Here is a 23,146-nt window from a genome sequence, read left to right as displayed (position 1 = left end):
GGGGTTCGAGTCCCTGAAGGTCCACCATTTGGGGGTATAGCTCAGTTGGGAGAGCACCTGCCTTGCACGCAGGGGGTCAGGAGTTCGAATCTCCTTACCTCCACCAAAGGTGAAAGAAGTCATGAATATAATTCATGACTTCTTTGTTTTATATAAATAATTTTATATATATTTTTAATATAGTATTAAAGAAGGAATATTTAAATCTGAAAAAGAATTAAAAACAGGATTAATATGTAATAATATGGTGGAATTTTACTAAATGTTATTATGTACAAGTTATCTGTACTTCTATATAATTAGAAGTACATGATATATTTATATGATTACGTTTTCTAAGTAGACATAATTAAAATTTATTATATGTAATGAGGGCTTTATTAAACATTACAGACTGAATAAAAAAGCTTGAGATGGGGAGTGTTTTTGTGACAAATATTGAAAAATTAAAAGAACGTCTTAAGGAACTTAAGTTAGAAAAGAGAGAGCTAATTTTAGCTGGTAAAAAAACAGGAGAAGTTGATGAAAAAATAGAGCTTATAGAAAGTGAAATAAGCGAATTTAGATAATTAGAATTTTATTTGAGAACTTAGCAAAGATAGTGCTAGGTTCTTTTTTAATGTACAAAATGAATAAAATTATAGTTTTTATTAAGGTGTTTTATAAAAGTATTATATTTTTATAAAATAAATAGAATAAATGTAGGGTTAATTAGAATATAAATCATAATAATGGAAGATATTATTCTATTGTTAGGAGTTGATTAAATGGTAAGAACAGTTGTATGTAAAAAGGAAGGATGCAGTGGTAACGAATTTATAATCGAAACTACAGAAGGAAAGTTTAAAGCTACATGTAAAGAGTGCGGAACTGAGTTTGAAATGGATTTAAATGATATAGGTTATGAATTACTATCAGTTTGTAGTACATGCAAAAATGGAACATTTAAAGTTTTTAGAGATTATGATAAATCTAAGGTATACGCTAAATGTACTGAATGTGGAAATCCGCCAGAAAAAGTATTTGTGGACCTAGACGGAATTCAAGTTTCATATGATGAAAAACTATTAAATGATATAAAATCAGTTATGAATAGTGTAGAACAAAGGATGTGTAATCTTGAAATAAAAATAGAAGATATGGAAAGAGGGCAATCTATACTAGAAGAATCTTTAGCTTATATTAATAAATATATTATTGAAGATAGATAGGAATAAATGTTATATTTGATATAATAAAAACTAAAGAATAATTAGGAGATTAAATGATTGATGAAAGAGAGAAAAGGTAAGATATTAGCGTATGTCTTAGTTATATTTTGGATGTGTTTTATTTTTTTCATGTCTAACCAGCCAGCAGATGTGTCTAATGGACAAAGTGATTTAGTAATAAATCTATTAAAAGCTGTAGGTGCTAACATAACTAATGCTAATATTGATTTAATAACTACTATAGTAAGAAAAGGAGCTCATTTTACTGAATATTGTATTTTAGCATTACTTTATTATAATGTATTAAGATTTTATATTTCTAATAAAAAAGCTAGATTAATTGCAATAGGACTTGTATTTTTATATGCATCAACAGATGAATTTCATCAAACCTTCGTACAAGGAAGAGCAGGAAAGTTTACGGATGTTCTTATAGATACTTCAGGTGGTGCATTTGGAGCTATTATCGTTTATTTATTTAACATTAATAAAAAATGGTTATAAAAAGTAATCCACACTAAATATTTAGTGTGGATTACTTTTTATTTTGATTCTATCATTTCAGATGCATTAATAGTTGAATATCCTTTTTCATTTAATGCATTTACTATTTTCTTTAATATTGATTCTGAATTAAGATCAGAATTAAAATAATTATATTTTACCTTAACATCTATATACTCTAATTCTATTGTAGGATGATAGAACATAGAAGCTAATAAATTAGGTGTAGGATTATCTAACTTCTTTATTATTGGTTCTGGATCTCTATCATGAACGTATCCAAGTGGAGTTGGTATATAAAGGTTACCTTTAGAGGTAGTTTCTATACCTGTATAATATAAAACACTATATGGTTCATATAAAATTTGAAAGTATTCTCCTATTATAGCTTTTTGCTTCTTTGTAGCATGATAATGAGGACTTTCAAAGAATGTTACAGGTATATTTAATTTATTTGCTACACTTATAGCATTTTCAACAACAGATCTAGTTTCTTTTTCTGTATTATTTATTTTGATAGTAAGTTCGCTTCCAACTGTACTTATTGAGTCATTAGCTTGGTGAGTATAACCGTGAAGGCCGATTTCAGCATTACTATTTATTGCATAATCTAATAAGTTAATAAAGAAAATATTACTTAAATCTTTATTTATAAGAAGGTTATTATCATAATTATCTTTTGGATTTTTATAATGAGGCACCCATGCTACATTAAATCTTATATTATTTTTATAAAGGTAATCGAACATACCTTTCATTTTACTTTGATTTTGATCTGTTAATAGGGAACCTCCAGCTGTAAAATCTTCAAATCTAATTAAGGCAGCTTGTCCATTTTTAACCTTATCTTTATAATTACTCTTATCTAAATGAGAATTTAATATATCTATAGAATTCTTTTCTTTATTAAACACAGCTGTTAAAGAAAAGATGTATTCTATATCAGATAAAGATAAATAGTTTTTTGAATCTTTATTAAGAAGCTCACCTCTAAATTTATATTCTTTACCATTTATAAGTGCAGAATCATTATTTAAAAGGATTTCTTTTTTCCCATTAGTTATTTTTAGTGGATTTTTATCTTCTACTTTGTATCCTAAAGTTTTAGAAATATAATCTAAAGGTAGATAATATCTATAGCCTTTTTCAAGTATTATGTAATCTTTTGGCATAGGCTTACCTATAAATTTTAAATTAACTTTCTTTACTTCTGATACAGTTTTATTTATTTCATTTGTTGAAACTTTAAAACCTCTATTGTATTTAGAGTAAGCTTCAAGTTTGGATTGGTTTATATACTTATTTACAGCTTTACCATTTTCCACAGTGCATGTCCCTTGGAAAAAACTAAAGTAAAAAGCAATTCCATACCCTACACCTAATATTAATATAGTTATTAAACTATATATTAGGATTTTTTTTAATTTTCTCATAATATAAACTCCTTTGATTTTTTTAACACTTCATATTATAACATATACTGGAAGAAATTAGGTAAAAATAAATGAATATTAAGGAAATAGAAACTTGCTTAAAATATGAATAAATCCCTGTAAATATGAATCAAAAATAAATAAAATGAAGGAATTATATAAAAATGTTGCAAAAATATGAACAAGCATATATAATGTTTTTATGAGGCGTACATATGTGTACAAAATGTAGACTGGAATTATACAAGTTTTATAAAAATAATAAAAAGGGGGATTTACTTTGGAGAAAGTTAAAAAGAAAAAAGGTATTTTAAATGGAATTGAAAAAGTAGGAAATGCGCTGCCGCATCCTGCGACTATATTTATTTTATTATGTGCAGGTCTTGTGCTTCTTTCAGCAGTACTTGCAAAAATGGGAGTTAACGTTACATATACTGGGGTAGACAGTCACACAATGGAAGTTAAAGAGATGACTGCAAACGTAATTTCACTTTTAAGTCCAGATGGAATAAGATTTATGTTTGAAAGTGCAGTTAGCAATTTTACTGGATTTGCACCACTTGGAACTGTTTTAGTAGCTTTACTTGGAGTTGGAGTTGCAGAAGGGACAGGCTTAATTGGAACATTACTTAGAAAATTAGTAACTAGTACACCTAAGAGATTAATAACAGTAGTAGTTGTTTTTGCAGGTATAATATCAAATATCGCATCAGATGCAGGATATGTTATTTTAATTCCACTAGGTGCTATCGTATTTTTAAGTTTTGGAAGACATCCTTTAGCTGGACTTGCAGCAGCCTTTGCTGGAGTATCAGGAGGATTTAGTGCAAATATAATCTTTGGACCTACAGATGCTCTTCTTTCAGGGATCAGCCAAGAAGCAGCAGCTTCAGTAGTTCCAGGATATGAAGTTGGGATAGCTTCTAACTGGTATTTCCTTATAGCATCAACTGTACTTATTACAATAGTCGGTACTATTATTACAGAGAAAATAGTAGAGCCTAGACTTGGAGAGTATAAGGGGAAAAAGCAAATTGAAAAAGTTGAAGGAATATCTAAAGAAGAAAAGAGAGGACTTTTATTCGCTGGATTAGCTTTACTTATTTTTGCTGTGTTTATGGCAATATTAGTAGTTCCAGAAGGATCACCTCTTAGAAATCCTGAAACTGGAGAAATTTTAAAATCACCATTTATGTCATCTATGGTAGCTATTATATCTCTAGCATTTATGATTCCAGGTATAGCATTTGGAATAGGTAAAGGTGAAATAAGAAATGATAAGCAAGTTGTTTCTTTAATGAGTAAGAGTATGGCTTCAATGGGGGGATACATAGTATTAGTATTCTTTGCAGCTCAATTCGTTGCATACTTTAATTACACTAAGATTGGAACAGTTGTTGCAGTTAATGGGGCAGATTTCTTAAAAAATATAGGGTTAACAGGAGTTCCTTTAATAATAGCATTTATAGCGGTTTCAGCATTCATAAATTTATTTATGGGATCGGCTTCAGCTAAATGGGCTATAATGGCACCTGTATTTATTCCTATGTTTATGGATTTAGGATACACTCCTGAATTAATTCAAATGGCATACAGAATAGGTGATTCTAGTACAAATATAATATCTCCGCTTATGACTTATTTTGCATTAATAGTTGCATTTGCGGAAGTTTATGATGAAGATACAGGAATAGGAACTCTTATATCTACAATGGTTCCTTATTCAATAGGTTTCTTAATATGTTGGTCAATTCTTTTAGTAGCTTGGTTCTTATTAGGATTACCACTTGGTCCAGGGGCTGGATTATTTATGTAATATCAATAAGTAAATATAATTTAGGGGCTTAAATTATAAGTTTAAAATGTCTGCAATATTTTGCAGGCATTTTTTGTAGTGTTATTAAATAATGCTACTCTTTTTTATTATAGAGAGGACTTTTATGTTTAACATTAAAGAAATAATTATTAGTTTATGTTACAATTATATTTGTTAAATTCTGTAGTTATATAAATAGGATTTAATTTAAAAAATCAGGAGGGTTACTATGGATATTAAAAAGTTTAGAGATGGTTTTACGAACTTTGTAACAATAGCATTAAAACCATTAATTCTAATACTTGTCGTAACAACAATCGGTGCATCTATTAAGTATTTTACTAAAATAGAGTCAGGGTTTCTTGTTACAACGCTTTTAGCAGTGTTAACTGTTGCGTTAGGATGGGTTTTATTAAAAACAGATAAGATAAAAAATCAATATAAAATAATTCTAATTTTACTTTGGGGAATGATTATTAGAATACTTTGGTTACTTAATGTAGATTCAATTCCGGTATCGGATTTTAGGACTATATTCGATTCAGCTAAATTACTTGCAGAGGGAGATCCAAGTATGATGCACGGGAATGCATACATAGCAAGGTTCCCACATTTAACTATGATGGTTGTATATATGTCATTTATGATAAAAACGTTCCAAGATCCACTTATAGCTATGAAAATAGTTAATCTTTTTATGGGTGTTTCAGTAATATTTTTAATTTACTTAATTGTAAAAGAGGTATTTGAAAATAAAAAATATGGACTTATTGGTGCTTTAATTGCAGCAATTTTCCCACCGCTAGTTTCTTATACTTCAGTATTTTGTACGGAAAATATAGCTATTCCATTTTACCTTTTAGGGATTTACTTCTTTTTATTAGCTTGTAAAAAGAAGGCTCCAAAATATATGTTTCTACTAGCAGGAGGAGCTTTATCAGTAGGTCATTTATTTAGAATGGTTGCAATGGTATTAGCATTTGCATTTGTTTTATATATAGCTATTTATTATAACGATACTATAAAAGAAAAAGTTAAGGCAATAATTATGGTTGTTATTAGCTTTATGTTAGTACTTGGGATTGTAAGTTTTACTTTAAAAGGACTTGGAATAACAGAAAATCAACTTTGGAAAGGTGCAGAACCTTCAATAACTAATATATTAAAAGGAACTAACATAAAACATAATGGCGCTTGGAATGAAGAAGATGCTAAAGTTCCAGATGAGTGCAATTATGATTATGATGCTATAAATAAAAAATCTAAAGAGATAATTATAGAAAGATTTAAAACTACACCTATAACTGAGTGGATACCTTTTTATATTCAAAAGTATGCAACTCAGTGGAGTGAGGGAGATTTAAGCGGTATTTTTTGGGCTCAACTAGATGTTCCAGAAGAAGGTATAAAAATTGACTTCTTTAAAGGTGGAAGAGGGGCATTCCAATTAATTTATACTATAATAATGATTTTAGTATTTATAGGATTATTCAATAAAAAGAGATATAAAGAAAAACCGGAGATAAACTTATTTTATATAGCATTTTGCGGATACGGACTTGCATACTTAGTAACAGAGATGCAGTCTAGATACTCTTATATAGTATGTTGGCTTTTCATAATACTTGCTATATCAGGAGTAGAAAAATTAAGAGAAGTATATTTAGACAAAAAGTCTATTAAGTAATTAGGTATATGTCTCTAAATTATAATTTTTAATATTAGGGGATGTTGGGTTATTTAAAAGTAGCAACATCCCTATAATTTTGCATTAAGAAGGGGATTTATTTTGTATGGAAAAACTTAAAAATTTTCTTAAAAAAAGAATCGGATTTCTAAAGCTATTTATCTTTATAGCCTTAGTATTTAAAACTATGATTTTTATAGCTCTATCATCTACAGATACAGGAAGATCTTTTACTGGAACTTGGGGTGTATATATAGATTATAGAACTGTACTTGGACAATTATCATTTATATTTATACTTATGGTTCCTGCATACTTTTTTAAGGGCAAAAAACAAATATCTTATTTGATTTTTATAGATATTTTATATACTTTGCTACTTTTAGCAGATATGTGGTATTACAGGGGAAACAAAGGACTTTTAGGTGTAAGACATATATTATTTAAAGATATGTTTAATCCTTTCTCTGATAATTTAATTAATCCGAGTATTATAGATATATTATTTATTTTTGATATACCTATAATTATATTTATAAGATACAAATATAAGGAATTATTAAATTATAAAAGGAAAATTGTATTTGGAGTTTTAGGGATTTTAGGGTGCGTAGGAACTATATACGGAACTTATTATTTATTTGATGTTAAGAATATTGATAATGGTAAAGTAATGTTTATGAGAGGAGAATGGGCGCCTTTTGTAACTGTTCAAAGAGCTACCCCTTTAGGGTATCATTTATATGAAGCAAATCTTGCATTAGAAAAGAAAGATAAAACTTCAAACGAAGAACAGATGAAAGAAGTAGATGCTTGGCTTAATTGGAATAAAGAAGATCTACCTAAAAATGAATACGCTGGAATCCTAAAAGGTAAGAACGTAGTATTTTTACAGATAGAATCTTTAGAAAACTTCGTTATAGGAAAGAAAGTTTACGGTCAAGAGATAACGCCAAACCTTAATAAACTAATTAAAAAATCACTATACTTTGATAATTTCTACGAGCAAAACAACGGAGGAAATAGTATAGATTGCGATATGATGGTAAACGCAGGTCTTTTAACTTTAGGTGATAGTATAACATTTTTATCTCACCCAGAAGTTAAATATCCTAGTATGGCTAGAGAATTAAACAAAATAGGATACGAAACGGCCTCTACTCACGCCGAAAGAGGAAGCGATTGGAACTGGTCTGAAGCTCATGCAAATTCACTAGACTTTAAAAAGATGTGGGATATAGGTTCGTATGATGTTAATGAAGTTGTAGGTTTTGGTCTTTCAGATAGAACTTTCTACAATCAATACGTTAATAAGCTAACTACATTAAAAGAGCCATTCTTTTCAATGATACCGACTCTATCAAGCCATATGCCTTTTAATATTTCAGATAGTGAAAGAAAATTGAAATTACCTAAAAATGTTGATAATAGCTATATTGGAGGATATATTCAAAGTATTCACTATGCAGATGCACAAATAGGTTATTTTATGAAGAGGCTTGAAGAAGCAGGACTTAAAGAAGATACAGTCGTAGCTATTTACGGAGATCATACAGGGGTTCATAAGTATTATTCAAATGAAATAAAAGATGTTCCTCTTGAGGGCGATTTTTGGCAAAAGGGAGACAACAAAATTCCACTTATAATAACAGGGCCTGGTTTAAAAGGCGAAAAGATAGATACATTTGGAGGACATTCAGATATAATGCCAACTATGTTATATCTTTTAGGAGTTTATAATCACGATAGTGTTATGGGAAGAAACCTTTTAAATACTAATAGAAATGCTGTTGTTTTAAAAGGTGGAAAGGTTGTTGGAAACCCAACAAAAGAAGAAAAAGAAAAGCTAAGTGAGTCTTATAAGATAGCAGATTATTTAATTAAAAATAATTACTACCAAAATAGAGGACTTATAGATTAAAATAGGGATACTTTTGTATCTCTATTTTTTTATATAACTTTATGAAAAAATCTTAAGTCTAAAAATTAAGCAAAATATGATGTAGTTTTTATAGCTTTGATTATTGTAGTAAAAATTGGGATGTAATAGATTTGCAGTGTAGTTTTTTTGAGCAAATTTAACTATAATGCTACTTTTTTAGGTACAATATATTAAAAAAGTATTAAAAATTATGATTTTTTTATTTTAACGTGTATAATTAGGCTAGTTAGATGTTATGCATAAAAATAGGGAGAGATATAATGGAAAACTTAAAGGATGATAAAAAGAATACTATCAAAAAAAATAGGTGCAAAGTTAAGAAAAAAAAGAAAACTAAAAAGAAATTTATTAAAACATTAATAGCTTTTATAGTTTTTGAAATTATCTTTACAGCAGTAACAGCACCATTTGTACTTTTATATGGACCTTTTAATAATGCAAAGAGAGTTTGGGTTGGGTCAGCTATGACAACTATGAGTCATAAATATTTAGCAACTGCCTTCTTATCAGATAAGAAGATAGAAGAGATATTAAACTCAGGTAACTCAGGCGATGGTACAGTTGCAGCAAATGCAACAAGCGCAGATGTAAACTTAAAAAATAGAAATGATAATATAGAATTATTCCAGTTTGAAAACTCAAAGTATCAAGGATATATGTTAGTTATAAACGATCCTAGTAGAGTTAAAGTTGCAAGTACTAAGTACTTAGGCAAAAAAGGTGAAACTACATCTCAAATGGCGCAAGACCACAATGCAGTTGCAGCGATTAATGGAGGGTCATTTGTAGACAAGTCAAGTAGTTCAAATTGGACAGGTAATGGAGGAACTCCAACAGGAATATTAATGACTGAAGGAAAGGTAATTCCTACAGGAACAGGTCCAAATGAAAAGAAAGAAACTATGGCAATAACTAAAGAAGGTAAGATGCTTGCCGGAAAATATTCAATAAATGAATTAAAAGCTTTAGGAGTGCAAGAAGCAGTAAGCTTTGGACCGACTTTAATTAGAGATGGGGCCCCACTTCAATTAAACGGGGAAGACTCATCTCAAGGTGTAGCACCAAGAACAGCTATAGGACAAAGATCAGATGGATCTATAGTAATGATGGTTATAGACGGAAGAAGTATAGTTGATGGACTTGGATGTAGTATTACAGAATTACAACAACTTATGCTTACAGAAGGTAAATGCGTTACAGCAATAAATCTAGATGGTGGTAAATCATCAACAATGTATTTAAACGGTGAAGTAGTAAATGATGTTTCAAACGGATTAGGTGAAAGATATATAGCTTCATCAGTTATAGTAGAATAACGGGGGTCAAATAATGAGAAAATTTAGAACGATATTAGTTTGGATTGCAATATCTTTAATACTTCAATGTGGAGTACTCTTTTATTTAGACCAAGTTTATTTCAAAGATAATGCAAAAGTTAATATGAAACAAGTAGATATTAAAAATGATTTAGAAAAGCTAGACAAGCACCCTCAAATACCAACAGGTGCAACTAGCATAAAACCATCATACGATGGTAAATATTTAAGTTACTATGACAATGGTTCATTAAATGTTTTAGATGGAAACAGTGGAGAAATACAAAATTTTGATCTAGTTCAAAGTGGGCCTGTATTAGATTCACTATGGCTTTCAGACAGAAACGTTTTACTTACATTAGAAAATGTAAATGGCAGAATAGAACTATATAGTTATGATGCTAGAAAAAAACAAAATGAAAAGATGATAGACATAACTTACTATAGTCAATACTATAAAACATTTGATATTCAGTCATCTCCTATCACAGGTGTAACTTACGTTAAAGTTGGTGGTGGAGTATTTAGAATAGATATAAACCAAAGCCACGCTGAAGCTGTACCTATAACAGTTAAGAGTGTAGGAAGTATGGATATTCTTCCTACAAAAGACAGACTTGTCTATATAGCTGAGGGCGGAAGTGTAATTCATATGACACAACCATCACAAAGAGAAGTTATCACAGGGTATGGACCTTTAAAGATAATAGGAATAGATGAAAATGATACTGTCTACTTAGTACAAGCTAATAATGATAAAGTTAGTAAGATATTAAAGAAGGATCTAAATAATGAGACATCTAAATTAGAGACTATAGATTTAGGAGTATCAGCTTCATCAAAAGATATTTTCGTTAAAGATAATGGAAATTTATATGTAAATGACAGTAGTAAAAACGAAGTTAAAGAAATTAAAAGTGGAAAAACATTTAAATATGAAGGTAGCTTTATAGGAATGTATGAAAGCGGAATAGCTAGTAAGAAAGACAACAAGTTATATAGAGTACCTTTTAACTAATAAGACTAAAAAGCAGTTATCTAAAAGATAACTGCTTTTTTAATATAAAGAAAAATATAAAACTTATAATTAGAACAGATTGGAGTTAAGGTAGCATAAATTGCGATTGTTTCATAAATTACAAAAAAGGATTTAATTTTAAGTTTTACCAAAAAAATAATTTGACCGATTATAAAAAAATATATATAATCAAATCATAAAATACCCCCTAGGGGTATATGAGGAGGATTTTATGAATCTATATAAAAAGTATGGATATATTTTATTTTTAACATTTTTAGTTTTAGTACCATTTAATATGGTGTTTGGTGTTCTTGCAGTACTTTGTATGTTAGCACCTGTAAGTTTTGCACTTTTGGGTAAGGGGAGGTACTGGTGCGGAAATTACTGCCCTAGGGGGAACTTTTACGATAATATCTTAAAGAAGATATCTAGAGGTAAAAAAACGCCTAAGTTTTTAAGCAGTACAGGATTTAGAATTTTTATGGTTATTTTTTTATTAACTATGTTTGGTGCAGGAATTTATAAAAACTATGGAAACTATACAGGCATAGGTTTTATATTTTATAGACTTATATTAGTTACATCTATAATAGCTTTAATTTTAGGATTTATATTTAATGAAAGAACTTGGTGTAACTTCTGTCCGATGGGTTCAATTTCAGGTTTTATTTCTAAAATAAGAGGTAAAAATAAAGGAATAGAAGTTTCAAACAGCTGTGTATCTTGTAATATTTGTGCAAAGAGTTGCCCTATGGGAGTAGAACCTAGAGATTTTAAAGGAGGAGTAATAAATAGTACTCAATGTATTTCTTGTAGTAAATGTACGTACTCTTGTCCTAAAAAATCATTAGAATTAAAATAAATCTTTACAGATAAAGTGTTTTAAGATAAAATGGTAACAAATGAAAATTAAAGAGTTAGAGTACACTTTAAATTGGTCCTGTGAGGCCAGAAAGGAGTGCAACTATGTTATCAAAGAATTTAAAAAACATAGCTTTGTCAGAGAATAATAAAATGAATTTAATTATAAATACGAGGATGATTAGGAGAGCAAAATCTTAGATTTTTGCTTTCCTGGTTGTCCTTTTCTTTTATTTTAAATTCTTTTAAGGGTGTATTGATAACTCTAAACATAAAAGTTTAGAGGAGGATTATTTATGAATGCAAAACTTATTTTAGAAAATGGTGTGATTTTCAAAGGTAAAGCCTTTGGATACCTTAAAGAGAGCGTAGGAGAAGTAGTATTTACTACAGGAATGACAGGATATCAAGAAGTATTAACGGATCCTTCTTATCACGGACAAATAGTAACTATGACATATCCACTTATAGGTAACTATGGTGTTAACTTAGATGATATGGAATCAGTTAGGCCTCAAGTTAAAGGGTTTATAGTTAGAGAAAAGTGTGATTATCCAAATAACTTTAGATGCGAACTTACTTTAGAAGATTATCTAAAGCAAAATAAAATAATCGGTTTAGAAGGAATAGATACAAGAGCATTAACAAAGATACTTAGAAATAACGGAACTATGAAGGGAATAATAGTTTTAGATGAAGTAACTTTAGATGACGTAAAAGCTAAACTAAATGACTTTTCAAATAAAGATGCGGTACAAACTGTATCTGTAAAAGAAAAGCATGAGATAAAGGGAAATGGAAAAAACGTTGCGATAATAGATTATGGAATAAAGGAAAATATACTAAGATGCTTTAAAAAGAGAGGCTGCAATATTACAGTTTTCCCTCAAGATGCAAAGAGTGAAGATGTTTTAAGTATAAATCCAGATTTAATATTTTTATCAAACGGACCTGGAGACCCAGAAGATTTAACTTATCAAGTAGAAGAAATAAAGAAAATGATAGGAGTTAAACCTGTTGTTGGTATTTGTTTAGGGCACCAGCTTTTAGCATTAAGCTTAGGTGGAAAAACTACAAAGCTTAAGTTTGGTCATAGGGGTTGTAATCATCCAGTAAAAGATTTAGAAACAGGGAAAGTACACATAACCTCACAAAATCACGGATATGTAGTAGAAACTTTACCAGAAGGTGTTGAAATTACTCACGTAAATATAAATGATGGAACAGTTGAAGGGTTAAAAGTAGAAGACAAAAAAGTCTACTCAGTTCAATTCCACCCTGAAGCATCAGCAGGACCAAAAGATTCAGAATATATATTCGATAGATTTTTAGACTACGCACTATAAGAGGATTTTAGGAGGGAAAAGTTATGCCATTAAATAAAGATATTAAAAAAGTATTAGTTATAGGGTCAGGCCCAATTATTATAGGACAAGCAGCAGAGTTCGATTATTCAGGAACTCAAGCTTGTGAAGCGCTTAAAGAAGAAGGAATAGAGGTTGTTTTAGTAAACTCAAACCCAGCTACAATAATGACAGATAAAGAAGTTGCAGACAAAGTTTACTTAGAACCATTAACTATAGAATTTATAGAAAAAGTAATAGCAAAAGAAAGACCAGATAGTTTACTTGCAGGAATGGGAGGACAAACAGGTCTAAACCTTGCAGTAGAATTATACGAAGAAGGTATTCTTGATAAATATAACGTAAAAATAATAGGTACATCAGTAGCTTCTATTAAAGACGGCGAAGATAGAGAGCTATTTAGAGCTATGATGAATAGAATAAATGAGCCAGTTATAAAAAGCGAAATTATAACTGAGTTTGATAAGGGTATGGAATTTGCAAGAGAAATAGGATACCCAGTAATAGTTAGACCTGCATACACATTAGGTGGAACTGGTGGAGGAATAGCTGAAACAGAAGAGGAGCTTAAAGATATTTTAACATCAGGGCTTCAGTTAAGTACTATAGGACAAGTTCTTTTAGAAAAATCAGTTAAAGGCTGGAAAGAAGTAGAATACGAAGTTATGAGAGATTCATACGGAAACTGCATTACTGTATGTAATATGGAAAACATAGATCCAGTCGGTATTCACACAGGAGATAGTATAGTAGTTGCTCCGTCTCAAACTCTTTCAGATAAAGAATATCAAATGCTTAGAACTGCATCTATAAATATTATAAATGCAGTAGGGATAGAAGGTGGTTGTAACGTACAATTCTCACTAAATCCTGATAGCTTTGAATATGCAGTAATAGAAATTAACCCTAGAGTGTCAAGGTCTTCAGCACTTGCATCAAAAGCAACAGGATACCCTATAGCAAAACTTGCAACTAAGATAGCTTTAGGATACGGCTTAGACGAAATAAAAAATGCAGTTACAGGAAGAACTTATGCATGCTTTGAACCAAGTTTAGATTACGTAGTATGTAAAATTCCAAAATGGCCTTTTGATAAATTCTTTAGTGCAGATAGAGCCCTTGGAACTAAGATGATGGCAACTGGAGAAATAATGGCTATAGGTTCAAACTTTGAGCAAGCATTTTTAAAAGGAATAAGGAGTTTAGAAATAGGAAAATATTCTTTAGAGCATAAAAAGTTTAGAGAACTTAGCATGAGAGAATTAAAAGATAGAGTAATGACTCCAGATGATGAGAGAATATTTGCTTTAGCTGAAATGCTAAGAAGAGAATATAGAATAGAAAAAGTTTCTGAAATAACAGGAATAGATAAATTCTTTGTTCAAAAAATAAAATGGATAGTTAATGAAGAACAAAGGTTAAAACTTAGTACTATAGATGATTTAGATAAAGAATGGTTACTTAACTTAAAGAAAAAAGGATTCTCAGATAAGGGAATTGCAGACTTTTTAGAAGTAAGTCCAGAAGATATTAATAGACTTAGAGAGATTTGGAATATCAAACCTACGTATAAGATGGTTGATACTTGTGCAGGTGAGTTTGAGGCTGTCTCACCATACTACTACTCAACTTACGATGAGTTTGATGAAGTAGAAATAACAGAAGGTAAGAAAAAAGTTATGGTTATAGGGTCAGGTCCTATTAGAATCGGACAAGGGGTAGAGTTTGATTACGCTTCTGTTCACTGCGTAAAAGCACTAAAAAAATTAGGAATAGAAACTATAATCGTAAATAATAACCCTGAAACAGTAAGTACAGATTTTGATATCTCAGATAAATTATATTTTGAGCCTTTAACAGAAGAGGATGTTTTAAATATAATAGAAAAAGAAAATCCAGATGGAGTAATACTTCAATTCGGAGGACAAACGGCTATAAAACTTGCTAATTTCTTAAAAGAAAAGGAAATAGTAACTCTTGGAACTACTGCAGATCAAATAGATATGGCAGAAGATAGAGAAAAGTTTGATGATCTTTTAGAAAAGCTAGATATAGCAAGACCTAAAGGAAAAGGTGTTTGGAACGTAGAAGATGGATTAGAAGAAGCTAGAAAACTTAAGTTCCCAGTATTAGTTAGACCTTCATATGTGCTTGGAGGACAAGGGATGGAAATAACTTATGACGAGGAAGAATTAAGCTACTACTTAGTAAATGCTTTCGAAAGAGATAAGAAAAATCCAATCCTTATAGATAAATATTTAATGGGAAGAGAAATAGAAGTAGATGCAATTTCAGATGGAGAAAATATATTAATCCCTGGAATAATGGAACACTTAGAGAGAGCTGGAGTTCACTCAGGAGATAGTGTAACTATGTACCCAAGTCAAAATATATCAGAAGGAATAAAAGAAAAAGTTTTAGATTACACTAAAAAATTAGCACTTGGAATCGGAATAAACGGAATGATAAACATACAGTTTATAGAGTTTGAAGGAAATCTTTATGTAATAGAGGTTAACCCAAGAGCTTCAAGAACAGTTCCGTATATTAGTAAAGTTTCAGGAGTACCTATAGTTGAAATAGCAACTAGAGTAATGCTTGGAGAAAAGATAAAAGACTTAGGATATGGAGTAGATGTATATAAAGAACCAGATTTAGTATCAGTAAAGGTTCCAGTATTCTCAACTCAAAAACTTCCAAACGTAGAAGTTTCATTAGGACCAGAAATGAAATCAACAGGTGAAGTTTTAGGAATAGGAAGAACTTTAAATGAAGCTTTATATAAAGGATTCTTAGGGGCTTCTATGTATCCTAAAATGGAAAGCGGAAAAATCCTTGCAACTATTAAAAAGCATGATAAGAAAGAATTCTTAAAAATGGCTAAGGATTTATCAGAATTAGGATATAAATTTATATCTACTAAAGGAACTTGCAAGCTATTAAGAGATAATGGAATAGATGCAGAAGAGGTAAGAAAAATAAACGAAGAAAGCCCAAATATATTAGATGCAGTTAAAAATAAAGAAGTAGATTTAGTAATAAATACTCCAACAAAAGGTAATGATTCAAAAAGAGATGGTTTCTTAATAAGAAGAGCAGCTGTTGAAAGAAATATCGGAGTTATGACAGCACTAGACACTTTAAGGGCATTGATAGAAGTTAAGAAAGAAAATTACAAAAAAGATAATTCAATGGAAATATTTAATATAGGTGAAATGTAATCTAAAATTTTACATGTGAATAATTTGAAAGCTATCTAAACCTAAGAGATTAGGGATTAGATAGCTTTTTTATTAATAGTTAGTTAAGTATTAATAGAAAGTTCAGACAAATAGCTAAGGCTAGTAAATTAAGTAGTTTAGATTATCTGAATAAAGGAATATGGAGTAAAAGAAAGCAATTTAAAAGAATACTATGATTACTTAGTCTAATAACTAGAATTTATAGATATTTATAAAAATAAGGAGTTTACCTATTTTAAAAAGTCGGGAATATAATAAACAGGTACAACTAGATTGGAGGGAAAGTTATGGAACTAAATAAAACTTTAGTAAAGAAATTTACTGAACATTTATCAGACGAAACTTTTGAAGTAAAACTATGGGATGGGGAAATATTAAAAGTCGGAGAAGGAGAACCAAAATTCAAACTTATAATTAATAAATTCCCAAGCAAAAAAGATTTATTAGAAGATGCAAGCGTTGCTTTAGCACAAGCTTATATGGATGGAGATATTGATTTTGAAGGAGATTCACAAGAAATATTTGAAAGCATTATAAGAAATAAAGAAAGTTTCTTAAATAAAGGGTCAAGACTTTTAAAATTTGCTGGAAAAGTAAAAGCACCTTCATTAAAGAAATCAAAAAAAGATATAGCACACCATTATGATATAGGAAATGATTTCTATAGTTTATGGTTAGATGAGACAATGAGTTATTCATGTGGATATTTTAAAAATGAAAATGACACTCTTTATGATGCCCAGATGAATAAAATCAAACATATACTTAAAAAATTAAATTTAAAAGAAGGTCAAAGATTATTAGATATCGGCTGCGGATGGGGATATTTAATAATAGAGGCTGCAAAACTTTATAAAGTAAAAGCATTAGGAATAACTTTAAGTGAAGAACAATTCGCTAAAGCAACTGAAAGAATTAAAGAAGAAGGTTTAGAAGATTTAGTAGAAGTTAAATTAATGGATTATAGAGACCTTGAAAAATCAGGACTAGAATTTGATAGGGTTGTAAGCGTTGGTATGGTTGAACACGTAGGTCATGCAAATATACCTTTATTTTATAAGAATGTAAATGCAGTATTAAAAGAGTCAGGCTTATTCTTATTACATAATATAACTAACTTAGTTGAAACAGAAGGTAATAAATTTATAACTGAATATATATTCCCAGGTGGATATTTACCAACTTTAAGAGAAGAAATAGATGTAGCATCAGATATGGATTTCCACGTTATAGATGTTGAAAGTTTAAGATTACACTATATGAAAACACTACAAGAGTGGGTTAAAAACTTTGAAGACCATATAGCAGAAGAAAGAAAAATGTTTGATGAGAAATTCTTAAGAATGTGGCACCTTTATTTAACATCTTGCGCTGCAGGGTTCCATTATTGGTCAATAGATATACACCAAACTTTATATTCAAAAGGTATAAATAACGAATTACCTTTAACTAGAGCTTATCTTTACGAAGATTAATAAAAATGGATGCTAAAATTAATTTTAGCATCCATTTTTTATTATTTAGATAGTTCTACAGTATCTTTACTAATACCATCTGGATTTTTAATTTCTATTTTAAAGCTGTCTAAATTATCAAATGAAGTAGGGGAACTAAAGGTTATTTTTACAGTGTCTTTATTATCTTTAGATACTATTTCTCCAAAAGATGATTTATATTCTTTAGAATTTGATAAAAGTTTTATATTTTCTAGTAGATTCTCATCATGCCCTAAAGCTAAATATTCTAAGTCCACAAACAATCCTGTTTTAGTAGCTGTAACTTCATTTACTATTATGTTTTTTGAAGAAGATTTTACTTTATATTTAATATCTTCTTTAGATGAGAATTTATCATCTAATTTTATATTTGAATTAAAGCTTGAATCAGAATAATATAAACACTTATTTTTATCTGAAGTAGATAATTTAAGACCACCTAAATTTATAGATAAATTTTTAGCTTTATTTAACTTAGAAGTTCTAAAAATTGCATTTAAAATCAATGTGTTATTATTAGAATTTTCTACAGAGTATTGAGTAAAACTAATATCTACAGGTTTATCATCTAATTTTAAAGTTACATCGCTACTAAAGGTTAAATCCTCTAAATCAAGCTTTGATATTTTAGATTTATCTTCAAATGATAGTTTGTAAGTTAACATAATATTAGTACTATCAACTAGCACCTTGTCTAAATTTAAGTTAAAATCAGAAGTTTTAAAAGATTTCTCTGATATTTTTTGAATATAATTGTTTTCTATTGCCTTTTCTATACCTTTATTATCAGGATTTAGAAAGATCTTTTTTAAATTAGCTGATACAGGTTTTGCAAAAGATATTGAAAGTATTGCTGCAAAGATTATAGCTATTTTTAGTATTCTTTTTAAATTATTTTTCTTTTTAGGTTCCCTTATTTTATAGAATGATTCATTAACTTTATTGAGTACAGAAGATGGAACTTCTATCTTTTCATTTTTTAAATTTTCTAAATCGAAATCTAAATTATCCATTATTAACCCCCTTATTTAAACCATAATATTCTCTAAGAGAAGACCTAGCTCTAGATAATTTAGATTTAATAGTCCCCTCTTTTTCATTTAATATTTTAGATATTTCTTTTATACTAAAATCCATAATATAAAAGAGAGTTATAACTACCTTATAATCTTCTTTTAAAGTTTTGATAGCTTCTTTTAGTTCAAAGTTTTCTATAGATTTATCTTTATATGATAAGTGATTTAAATCATCTATATTTATAACCTTTATATTATTTTTAAGGTGCTTATTTATATTATTTAAGTAAATTCTAATTAGCCAAGTTTTAAAATATATAGGTTCTCTTAAAGTATTTAATTTTTCAAAAGATATTAATATAGTTTCACTAATTATATCCCCTATATCATTATCATTAGAGATAAGAGGTTTCCCCATTTTATATAACTGAGGAACACAAAGATTTATAGCTTCTATAAAGGCATCTTTATCTCCCTTTTGTGCTCTTTTTATTAAAAATTCCATTAAAATAATCCTTTCAAAATTTATTATAGATATTTATTACACTCTATTAGAGAGAGGAAGATATAAAAAGGTTGCAATAAATTTTACATATAAGTTAATTTATACAAAATATATAAATATTACAAGGCTTTTCAGTCTAAATTACAAAAAGTATTCATAAATTATTATGAGAGTTTTTTGAAAGGTGGGTGAAGCTAGATAAATTCATCTAGCAGATTAATGAAAGACTACAATATAAAGAATATTAGAAATATAGGGATAATAGGTCATGGAAGTTCAGGAAAAACATCTTTAGTTGAGGCGTTATTATATAATGCAAACGTATCCAAGAGACTTGGAAAAATAGAGGATGGAACAACAGTATCTGATTATGATATAGAAGAAAAAAAGAGGAATATATCTATTTCAACTTCAATAGCTTCTTTGAATTGGAATGAAACTAAAGTTAACCTTATAGATATGCCAGGATACTTTGATTTTATAGGAGAAAATATTCAAGGAATGAGCGCAGCTGATGTTGCTATGATTACTGTATGTTCAGTTTCAGGGGTTCAAGTTGGAACTGAAAAAGCATTTGAATATTGTAATGATATAAAATTACCTAGAACATTCTTTATAAATAAGTTAGATAGAGAAAACTCAAATTTTGATAAGACTTTAGATAAGTTAAAAGAGAGGTTTGGAATGAGTGTAGTTCCAATCCAGTATCCTATAGGAAAAGAAGATGATTTTAAAGGTGTTATAAATATAATAGCTAATAGGGCTAGAATTTATAATGAAAAAACTAAAACTATGGACATTTGCGAAGTTCCAGATGAATATAAAAATAAAATAATGGAATGTAAAGAAATGATAACAGAAGCTGTAGCTGAAACTGATGAAACATTACTTGAAAAATATTTTAGCGACGGGAAGCTTAGCGACGGAGAACTTTATAATGGACTTATAAATGGGTGTGCTACAGGTGATATTGCACCTGTTATGTGTGGGAGTGCAATTAAAGTTATAGGTATGAATTGTCTTTTAGATGATATAGTAGAATGCTTTCCTTCTCCAGAACTTACAAATGCAAAAAAAGCTAAAAATATAGATGGAGAAACTGAATATATTTGTTTAAACGAGGACGATCCCTTTTCTGCGTTTGTATTTAAAACTATAGCTGACCCTTTTGTAGGTAAGATATCACTTTTTAAAGTTATAACAGGAAAACTTAAAAATGATATGTCTGTTCTAAATATTAATAAAGAGAAAAAAGAAAAACTTTCAAATATATTTTTTATGAATGGTAAAAATCAAATTCAAGCAGATGAAATAATAGCTGGTGATATAGGGGCAGTTGCAAAGCTACAAGAAACTTGCACTGGGGATACTCTAGTAGATCCGAGCTTTAAATATATTTATGAAAGCTTTGATTTTCCAGAACCAGTTATGTCTATGGCTGTATTTCCTAAATCAAAGGGAGATGAGGAAAAGATATCCTTAGCTTTAAATAAGCTATTAGAAGAAGACCCATCTTTTAAGATAAGAAGGGATATTGAAAATGCAGAACTAATAATATCAGGTGTTGGAGAAACTCACTTAGAAGTTTTAGCGTGCAAGGTTAAAAATAAATTTTCAGTAGATGTTTTACTTAAAGAACCAAAAATACCTTATAGAGAAACTATAAAAGGAAGTAGTGACGTTCGAGGAAAGCATAAAAAACAATCAGGGGGACACGGTCAATACGGTGACGTTCAAATTAAATTTGAAAGAAGATATGATGAATCTGAAGATTTAGAATTTGTTGATAATGTAGTTGGAGGAGTTGTACCTAGAAATTATATACCGGCAGTAGAAAAGGGACTTAGAGATTGCATAAAACATGGAGTTTTAGCAGGGTATCCAGTTATAGGCTTAAAAGCAACACTACACGATGGCTCTCACCATCCAGTAGATTCTTCAGAAATGGCATTTAAGATAGCAGCTACAATTGCATATAAAAAAGGAATAAGCGAAGCAAAACCAATATTATTAGAACCTATAATGAAACTAGAAGTATTAATACCAGATGAATATATGGGGGATGTTATAGGTGATATAAATAAAAAGAGAGGAAAAGTTATAGGAATGGAGCCGAGCTTTAAAATGCAAAAATTATTATGCGAAGTTCCAAGTGCAGAGTTGTTTAGATATGCTACGGATTTAAGGTCTATAACTCAAGCTAGAGGAAGTTTTAAAATGACTTTTGAAAGATATGAAGAAGTTCCTATAACAGAAGTAGATAAAATTATTTCAAATAAGGAAAGTGAATAAATTTAAAGTTATTTGGGAATAATAAAAAGAAAAAAGATGATGGGAGCGAGTTAAGTGTCAGATTATCAGATGGATATAAAAGGAGATATTAATTCTATAGAATATAGCAATATTTATGAGTATCTTTCAATAATAGATACTAACGATAAATTTACTATAACATTTAGAGAAAATAATAATTCTAGCGTAAAAATAATAAATTCTATGCTAGAAGATAATAATTTTTATATAGAAGATTGTGGAATAAGAGAAAACGGAGAGTATTATATAAAAGCTAGAAGGTAGTAAACTTTCTAAAAATAACCAAAATATCGGTATAGTTTTATAACTTTACCGATATTTTTTCTTTAATTATTTTAAAAATCTTTAAAAATATTGTATAATAAGACTATTGTAAAAATAGAAACAATTAATTCATCAAATCAAAAGCAAAGTCATTGGAGGGAAATTAAACTATGGGTTATGTAGTAGGAGTTGACTTAGGCGGTACTAAAATAAGTACAGCTTTAGCAAATTTAGAAGGAAAGGTATCTAACATCAACGTTATACCAACAAATGCTCACGAAGGAGAAGCAAAGGTTCTTCAAAGAATAATAGAGAACATAGAATTCGTAATAAATGATTCAAATATTGATATATCTGAAGTTAAAGCTATTGGAATCGGTTCTCCAGGACCTTTAGATGCTGAAAAAGGAATAATAATAAGTACACCAAACTTACCATTTAAAGATTTCAATTTAGTGAAACCGTTAAACGAGAAGTTCAACGTACCAGTTTACCTTGACAACGATGCTAATGTAGCAGCAATCGGAGAGTATATGTTAGGTGCAGGTAAAGGAACTAAAAACATGGTTTACTTTACAGTAAGTACTGGAGTTGGTGGAGGAGCTGTTTTAAACGGTCAAATCTACAGAGGTAACACTTCAAATGCATTAGAGATAGGACATACAACAGTAGCACCATTTGGACCAAGATGTGGATGCGGAAACATAGGATGTTTAGAAGCGGTATCATCAGGTACAGCTATTGGAAGAAGAGGTCAAGAAGCTGTTAGAACTAAAGTTGAGACTTCACTTAAAAATTACGATGAAGTTACTTCATTTGAAGTATTCACAGAAGCTAAAAAGGGTGATAAGGTAGCAATGGATATAATTGACGAAGCGTTAACTTATCTTGGAATTGGTATAGCAAACGCTGTTTCAATATTCGACCCTGAAATGATAGTTATCGGTGGAGGAGTAACGCAAGCTGGAGATATAGTTTTTGATAAAGTTAGAGAAGTAGTTAACAAAAGATGCTTTACTGCTATGGCAGAAAGCACAAAAATACTTCCAGCAGGTTTAGGAACTGATGCTGGTGTTGTTGGTGCAGTTGCATTAGCATTATTAGAAATGGATAACTAAATTTTAATTAATACAAAAAAGCGATATCAGTAAATCT

18 protein-coding genes and 1 tRNA gene are annotated in these 23,146 nt (G+C 29.4%); 16 read left to right on the top strand and 3 right to left on the bottom strand.

Annotated features, from left to right (window positions below):
• The first annotated feature begins 30 nt into the window (after positions 1 to 30).
• The 4 genes from INR60_RS16555 (at position 31) to INR60_RS16540 (ending at position 1,715) form a co-directional block, all read left to right on the top strand.
• Positions 31 to 106: transfer RNA gene (locus INR60_RS16555), tRNA-Ala, on the top strand.
• Between the two features lie 322 nt (positions 107 to 428).
• Positions 429 to 569: a hypothetical protein gene (locus tag INR60_RS16550; protein WP_194192599.1), complete on the top strand. Its 141-nt coding sequence runs from the start codon at positions 429 to 431 to the stop codon at positions 567 to 569.
• Positions 570 to 767: 198 nt separating this feature from the next.
• Positions 768 to 1,211 (top strand): hypothetical protein, encoded by a 444-nt coding sequence (locus tag INR60_RS16545; protein ID WP_194192598.1) that lies wholly within the window; start codon positions 768 to 770, stop codon positions 1,209 to 1,211.
• A 60-nt stretch (positions 1,212 to 1,271) separates the two neighbouring features.
• Entirely contained in the window at positions 1,272 to 1,715 is a 444-nt protein-coding gene (locus INR60_RS16540; RefSeq protein ID WP_194192597.1) for a VanZ family protein, read from the top strand.
• A gap of 38 nt (positions 1,716 to 1,753) precedes the next feature.
• Here the strand turns inward: INR60_RS16540 and INR60_RS16535 are convergent, their stop codons facing one another.
• Positions 1,754 to 3,148, bottom strand: a complete 1,395-nt coding sequence (locus INR60_RS16535; RefSeq protein WP_194192596.1) for a DUF2334 domain-containing protein — start codon at positions 3,146 to 3,148, stop codon at positions 1,754 to 1,756.
• A 280-nt stretch (positions 3,149 to 3,428) separates the two neighbouring features.
• On the opposite strand from INR60_RS16535, the gene INR60_RS16530 reads away from it, so the two are divergent.
• The 9 genes from INR60_RS16530 (at position 3,429) to INR60_RS16490 (ending at position 17,872) form a co-directional block, all read left to right on the top strand.
• Positions 3,429 to 4,964: an AbgT family transporter gene (locus INR60_RS16530; protein ID WP_194192595.1), complete on the top strand. Its 1,536-nt coding sequence runs from the start codon at positions 3,429 to 3,431 to the stop codon at positions 4,962 to 4,964.
• A gap of 229 nt (positions 4,965 to 5,193) precedes the next feature.
• Positions 5,194 to 6,651 carry a glycosyltransferase family 39 protein gene (locus INR60_RS16525; RefSeq protein ID WP_194192594.1) on the top strand — a complete coding sequence of 486 codons (1,458 nt, stop codon included), beginning with the start codon at positions 5,194 to 5,196 and terminating at the stop codon, positions 6,649 to 6,651.
• A gap of 106 nt (positions 6,652 to 6,757) precedes the next feature.
• Positions 6,758 to 8,572 (top strand): LTA synthase family protein, encoded by a 1,815-nt coding sequence (locus tag INR60_RS16520; protein WP_194192593.1) that lies wholly within the window; start codon positions 6,758 to 6,760, stop codon positions 8,570 to 8,572.
• Positions 8,573 to 8,853: 281 nt separating this feature from the next.
• Positions 8,854 to 9,909, top strand: coding sequence for a phosphodiester glycosidase family protein (locus INR60_RS16515; RefSeq protein ID WP_194192592.1), 1,056 nt, complete (start codon positions 8,854 to 8,856; stop codon positions 9,907 to 9,909).
• Positions 9,910 to 9,922: 13 nt separating this feature from the next.
• Complete coding sequence (locus INR60_RS16510) at positions 9,923 to 10,927, top strand: NHL repeat-containing protein (protein WP_194192591.1); 1,005 nt, start codon at positions 9,923 to 9,925, stop codon at positions 10,925 to 10,927.
• A gap of 232 nt (positions 10,928 to 11,159) precedes the next feature.
• Entirely contained in the window at positions 11,160 to 11,792 is a 633-nt protein-coding gene (locus INR60_RS16505) for a 4Fe-4S binding protein (protein WP_194192590.1), read from the top strand.
• A gap of 295 nt (positions 11,793 to 12,087) precedes the next feature.
• Positions 12,088 to 13,137 carry a carbamoyl phosphate synthase small subunit gene (locus INR60_RS16500; RefSeq protein WP_194192589.1) on the top strand — a complete coding sequence of 350 codons (1,050 nt, stop codon included), beginning with the start codon at positions 12,088 to 12,090 and terminating at the stop codon, positions 13,135 to 13,137.
• 23 nt (positions 13,138 to 13,160) lie between these two features.
• Positions 13,161 to 16,376: a carbamoyl-phosphate synthase large subunit gene (carB, locus tag INR60_RS16495; protein ID WP_194192588.1), complete on the top strand. Its 3,216-nt coding sequence runs from the start codon at positions 13,161 to 13,163 to the stop codon at positions 16,374 to 16,376.
• Positions 16,377 to 16,684: 308 nt separating this feature from the next.
• Entirely contained in the window at positions 16,685 to 17,872 is a 1,188-nt protein-coding gene (locus INR60_RS16490) for a class I SAM-dependent methyltransferase (protein WP_194192587.1), read from the top strand.
• A gap of 41 nt (positions 17,873 to 17,913) precedes the next feature.
• Here the strand turns inward: INR60_RS16490 and INR60_RS16485 are convergent, their stop codons facing one another.
• Entirely contained in the window at positions 17,914 to 18,906 is a 993-nt protein-coding gene (locus tag INR60_RS16485; protein ID WP_194192586.1) for a DUF4179 domain-containing protein, read from the bottom strand.
• Entirely contained in the window at positions 18,899 to 19,414 is a 516-nt protein-coding gene (locus tag INR60_RS16480; protein WP_194192585.1) for a sigma-70 family RNA polymerase sigma factor, read from the bottom strand. Before INR60_RS16480 ends, INR60_RS16485 begins: the two co-directional genes overlap by 8 nt.
• A gap of 219 nt (positions 19,415 to 19,633) precedes the next feature.
• Between INR60_RS16480 and fusA the strand changes: the two genes are divergently transcribed.
• The 3 genes from fusA (at position 19,634) to INR60_RS16465 (ending at position 23,109) form a co-directional block, all read left to right on the top strand.
• Positions 19,634 to 21,706, top strand: a complete 2,073-nt coding sequence (gene fusA / locus INR60_RS16475) for an elongation factor G (RefSeq protein ID WP_194192584.1) — start codon at positions 19,634 to 19,636, stop codon at positions 21,704 to 21,706.
• Between the two features lie 54 nt (positions 21,707 to 21,760).
• Entirely contained in the window at positions 21,761 to 21,991 is a 231-nt protein-coding gene (locus INR60_RS16470; RefSeq protein WP_194192583.1) for a hypothetical protein, read from the top strand.
• A gap of 170 nt (positions 21,992 to 22,161) precedes the next feature.
• Positions 22,162 to 23,109, top strand: a complete 948-nt coding sequence (locus tag INR60_RS16465) for an ROK family protein (protein ID WP_194192582.1) — start codon at positions 22,162 to 22,164, stop codon at positions 23,107 to 23,109.
• Positions 23,110 to 23,146: the final 37 nt, after the last annotated feature.

The organism is Clostridium chrysemydis, from assembly GCF_015234215.1.
GTDB lineage: Bacteria > Bacillota > Clostridia > Clostridiales > Clostridiaceae > Clostridium > Clostridium chrysemydis.
Note: the sequence above shows the minus strand (reverse complement) of the source record. Positions and strands in the feature narration are given on the sequence as shown.

What these genes read in the sequence shown, in the direction of transcription:
- INR60_RS16545 (WP_194192598.1), top strand. Translation starts at nt 768, where the DNA reads ATGGTAAGAACAGTTGTATGTAAAAAGGAAGGATGCAGTGGTAACGAA.
- INR60_RS16540 (WP_194192597.1), top strand. Translation starts at nt 1,272, where the DNA reads ATGAAAGAGAGAAAAGGTAAGATATTAGCGTATGTCTTAGTTATATTT.
- INR60_RS16535 (WP_194192596.1), bottom strand. Translation starts at nt 3,148, where the DNA reads ATGAGAAAATTAAAAAAAATCCTAATATATAGTTTAATAACTATATTA.
- INR60_RS16525 (WP_194192594.1), top strand. Translation starts at nt 5,194, where the DNA reads ATGGATATTAAAAAGTTTAGAGATGGTTTTACGAACTTTGTAACAATA.
- INR60_RS16520 (WP_194192593.1), top strand. Translation starts at nt 6,758, where the DNA reads ATGGAAAAACTTAAAAATTTTCTTAAAAAAAGAATCGGATTTCTAAAG.
- INR60_RS16515 (WP_194192592.1), top strand. Translation starts at nt 8,854, where the DNA reads ATGGAAAACTTAAAGGATGATAAAAAGAATACTATCAAAAAAAATAGG.
- INR60_RS16510 (WP_194192591.1), top strand. Translation starts at nt 9,923, where the DNA reads ATGAGAAAATTTAGAACGATATTAGTTTGGATTGCAATATCTTTAATA.
- INR60_RS16505 (WP_194192590.1), top strand. Translation starts at nt 11,160, where the DNA reads ATGAATCTATATAAAAAGTATGGATATATTTTATTTTTAACATTTTTA.
- INR60_RS16500 (WP_194192589.1), top strand. Translation starts at nt 12,088, where the DNA reads ATGAATGCAAAACTTATTTTAGAAAATGGTGTGATTTTCAAAGGTAAA.
- carB (WP_194192588.1), top strand. Translation starts at nt 13,161, where the DNA reads ATGCCATTAAATAAAGATATTAAAAAAGTATTAGTTATAGGGTCAGGC.
- INR60_RS16490 (WP_194192587.1), top strand. Translation starts at nt 16,685, where the DNA reads ATGGAACTAAATAAAACTTTAGTAAAGAAATTTACTGAACATTTATCA.
- INR60_RS16485 (WP_194192586.1), bottom strand. Translation starts at nt 18,906, where the DNA reads ATGGATAATTTAGATTTCGATTTAGAAAATTTAAAAAATGAAAAGATA.
- INR60_RS16480 (WP_194192585.1), bottom strand. Translation starts at nt 19,414, where the DNA reads ATGGAATTTTTAATAAAAAGAGCACAAAAGGGAGATAAAGATGCCTTT.
- fusA (WP_194192584.1), top strand. Translation starts at nt 19,634, where the DNA reads ATGAAAGACTACAATATAAAGAATATTAGAAATATAGGGATAATAGGT.
- INR60_RS16465 (WP_194192582.1), top strand. Translation starts at nt 22,162, where the DNA reads ATGGGTTATGTAGTAGGAGTTGACTTAGGCGGTACTAAAATAAGTACA.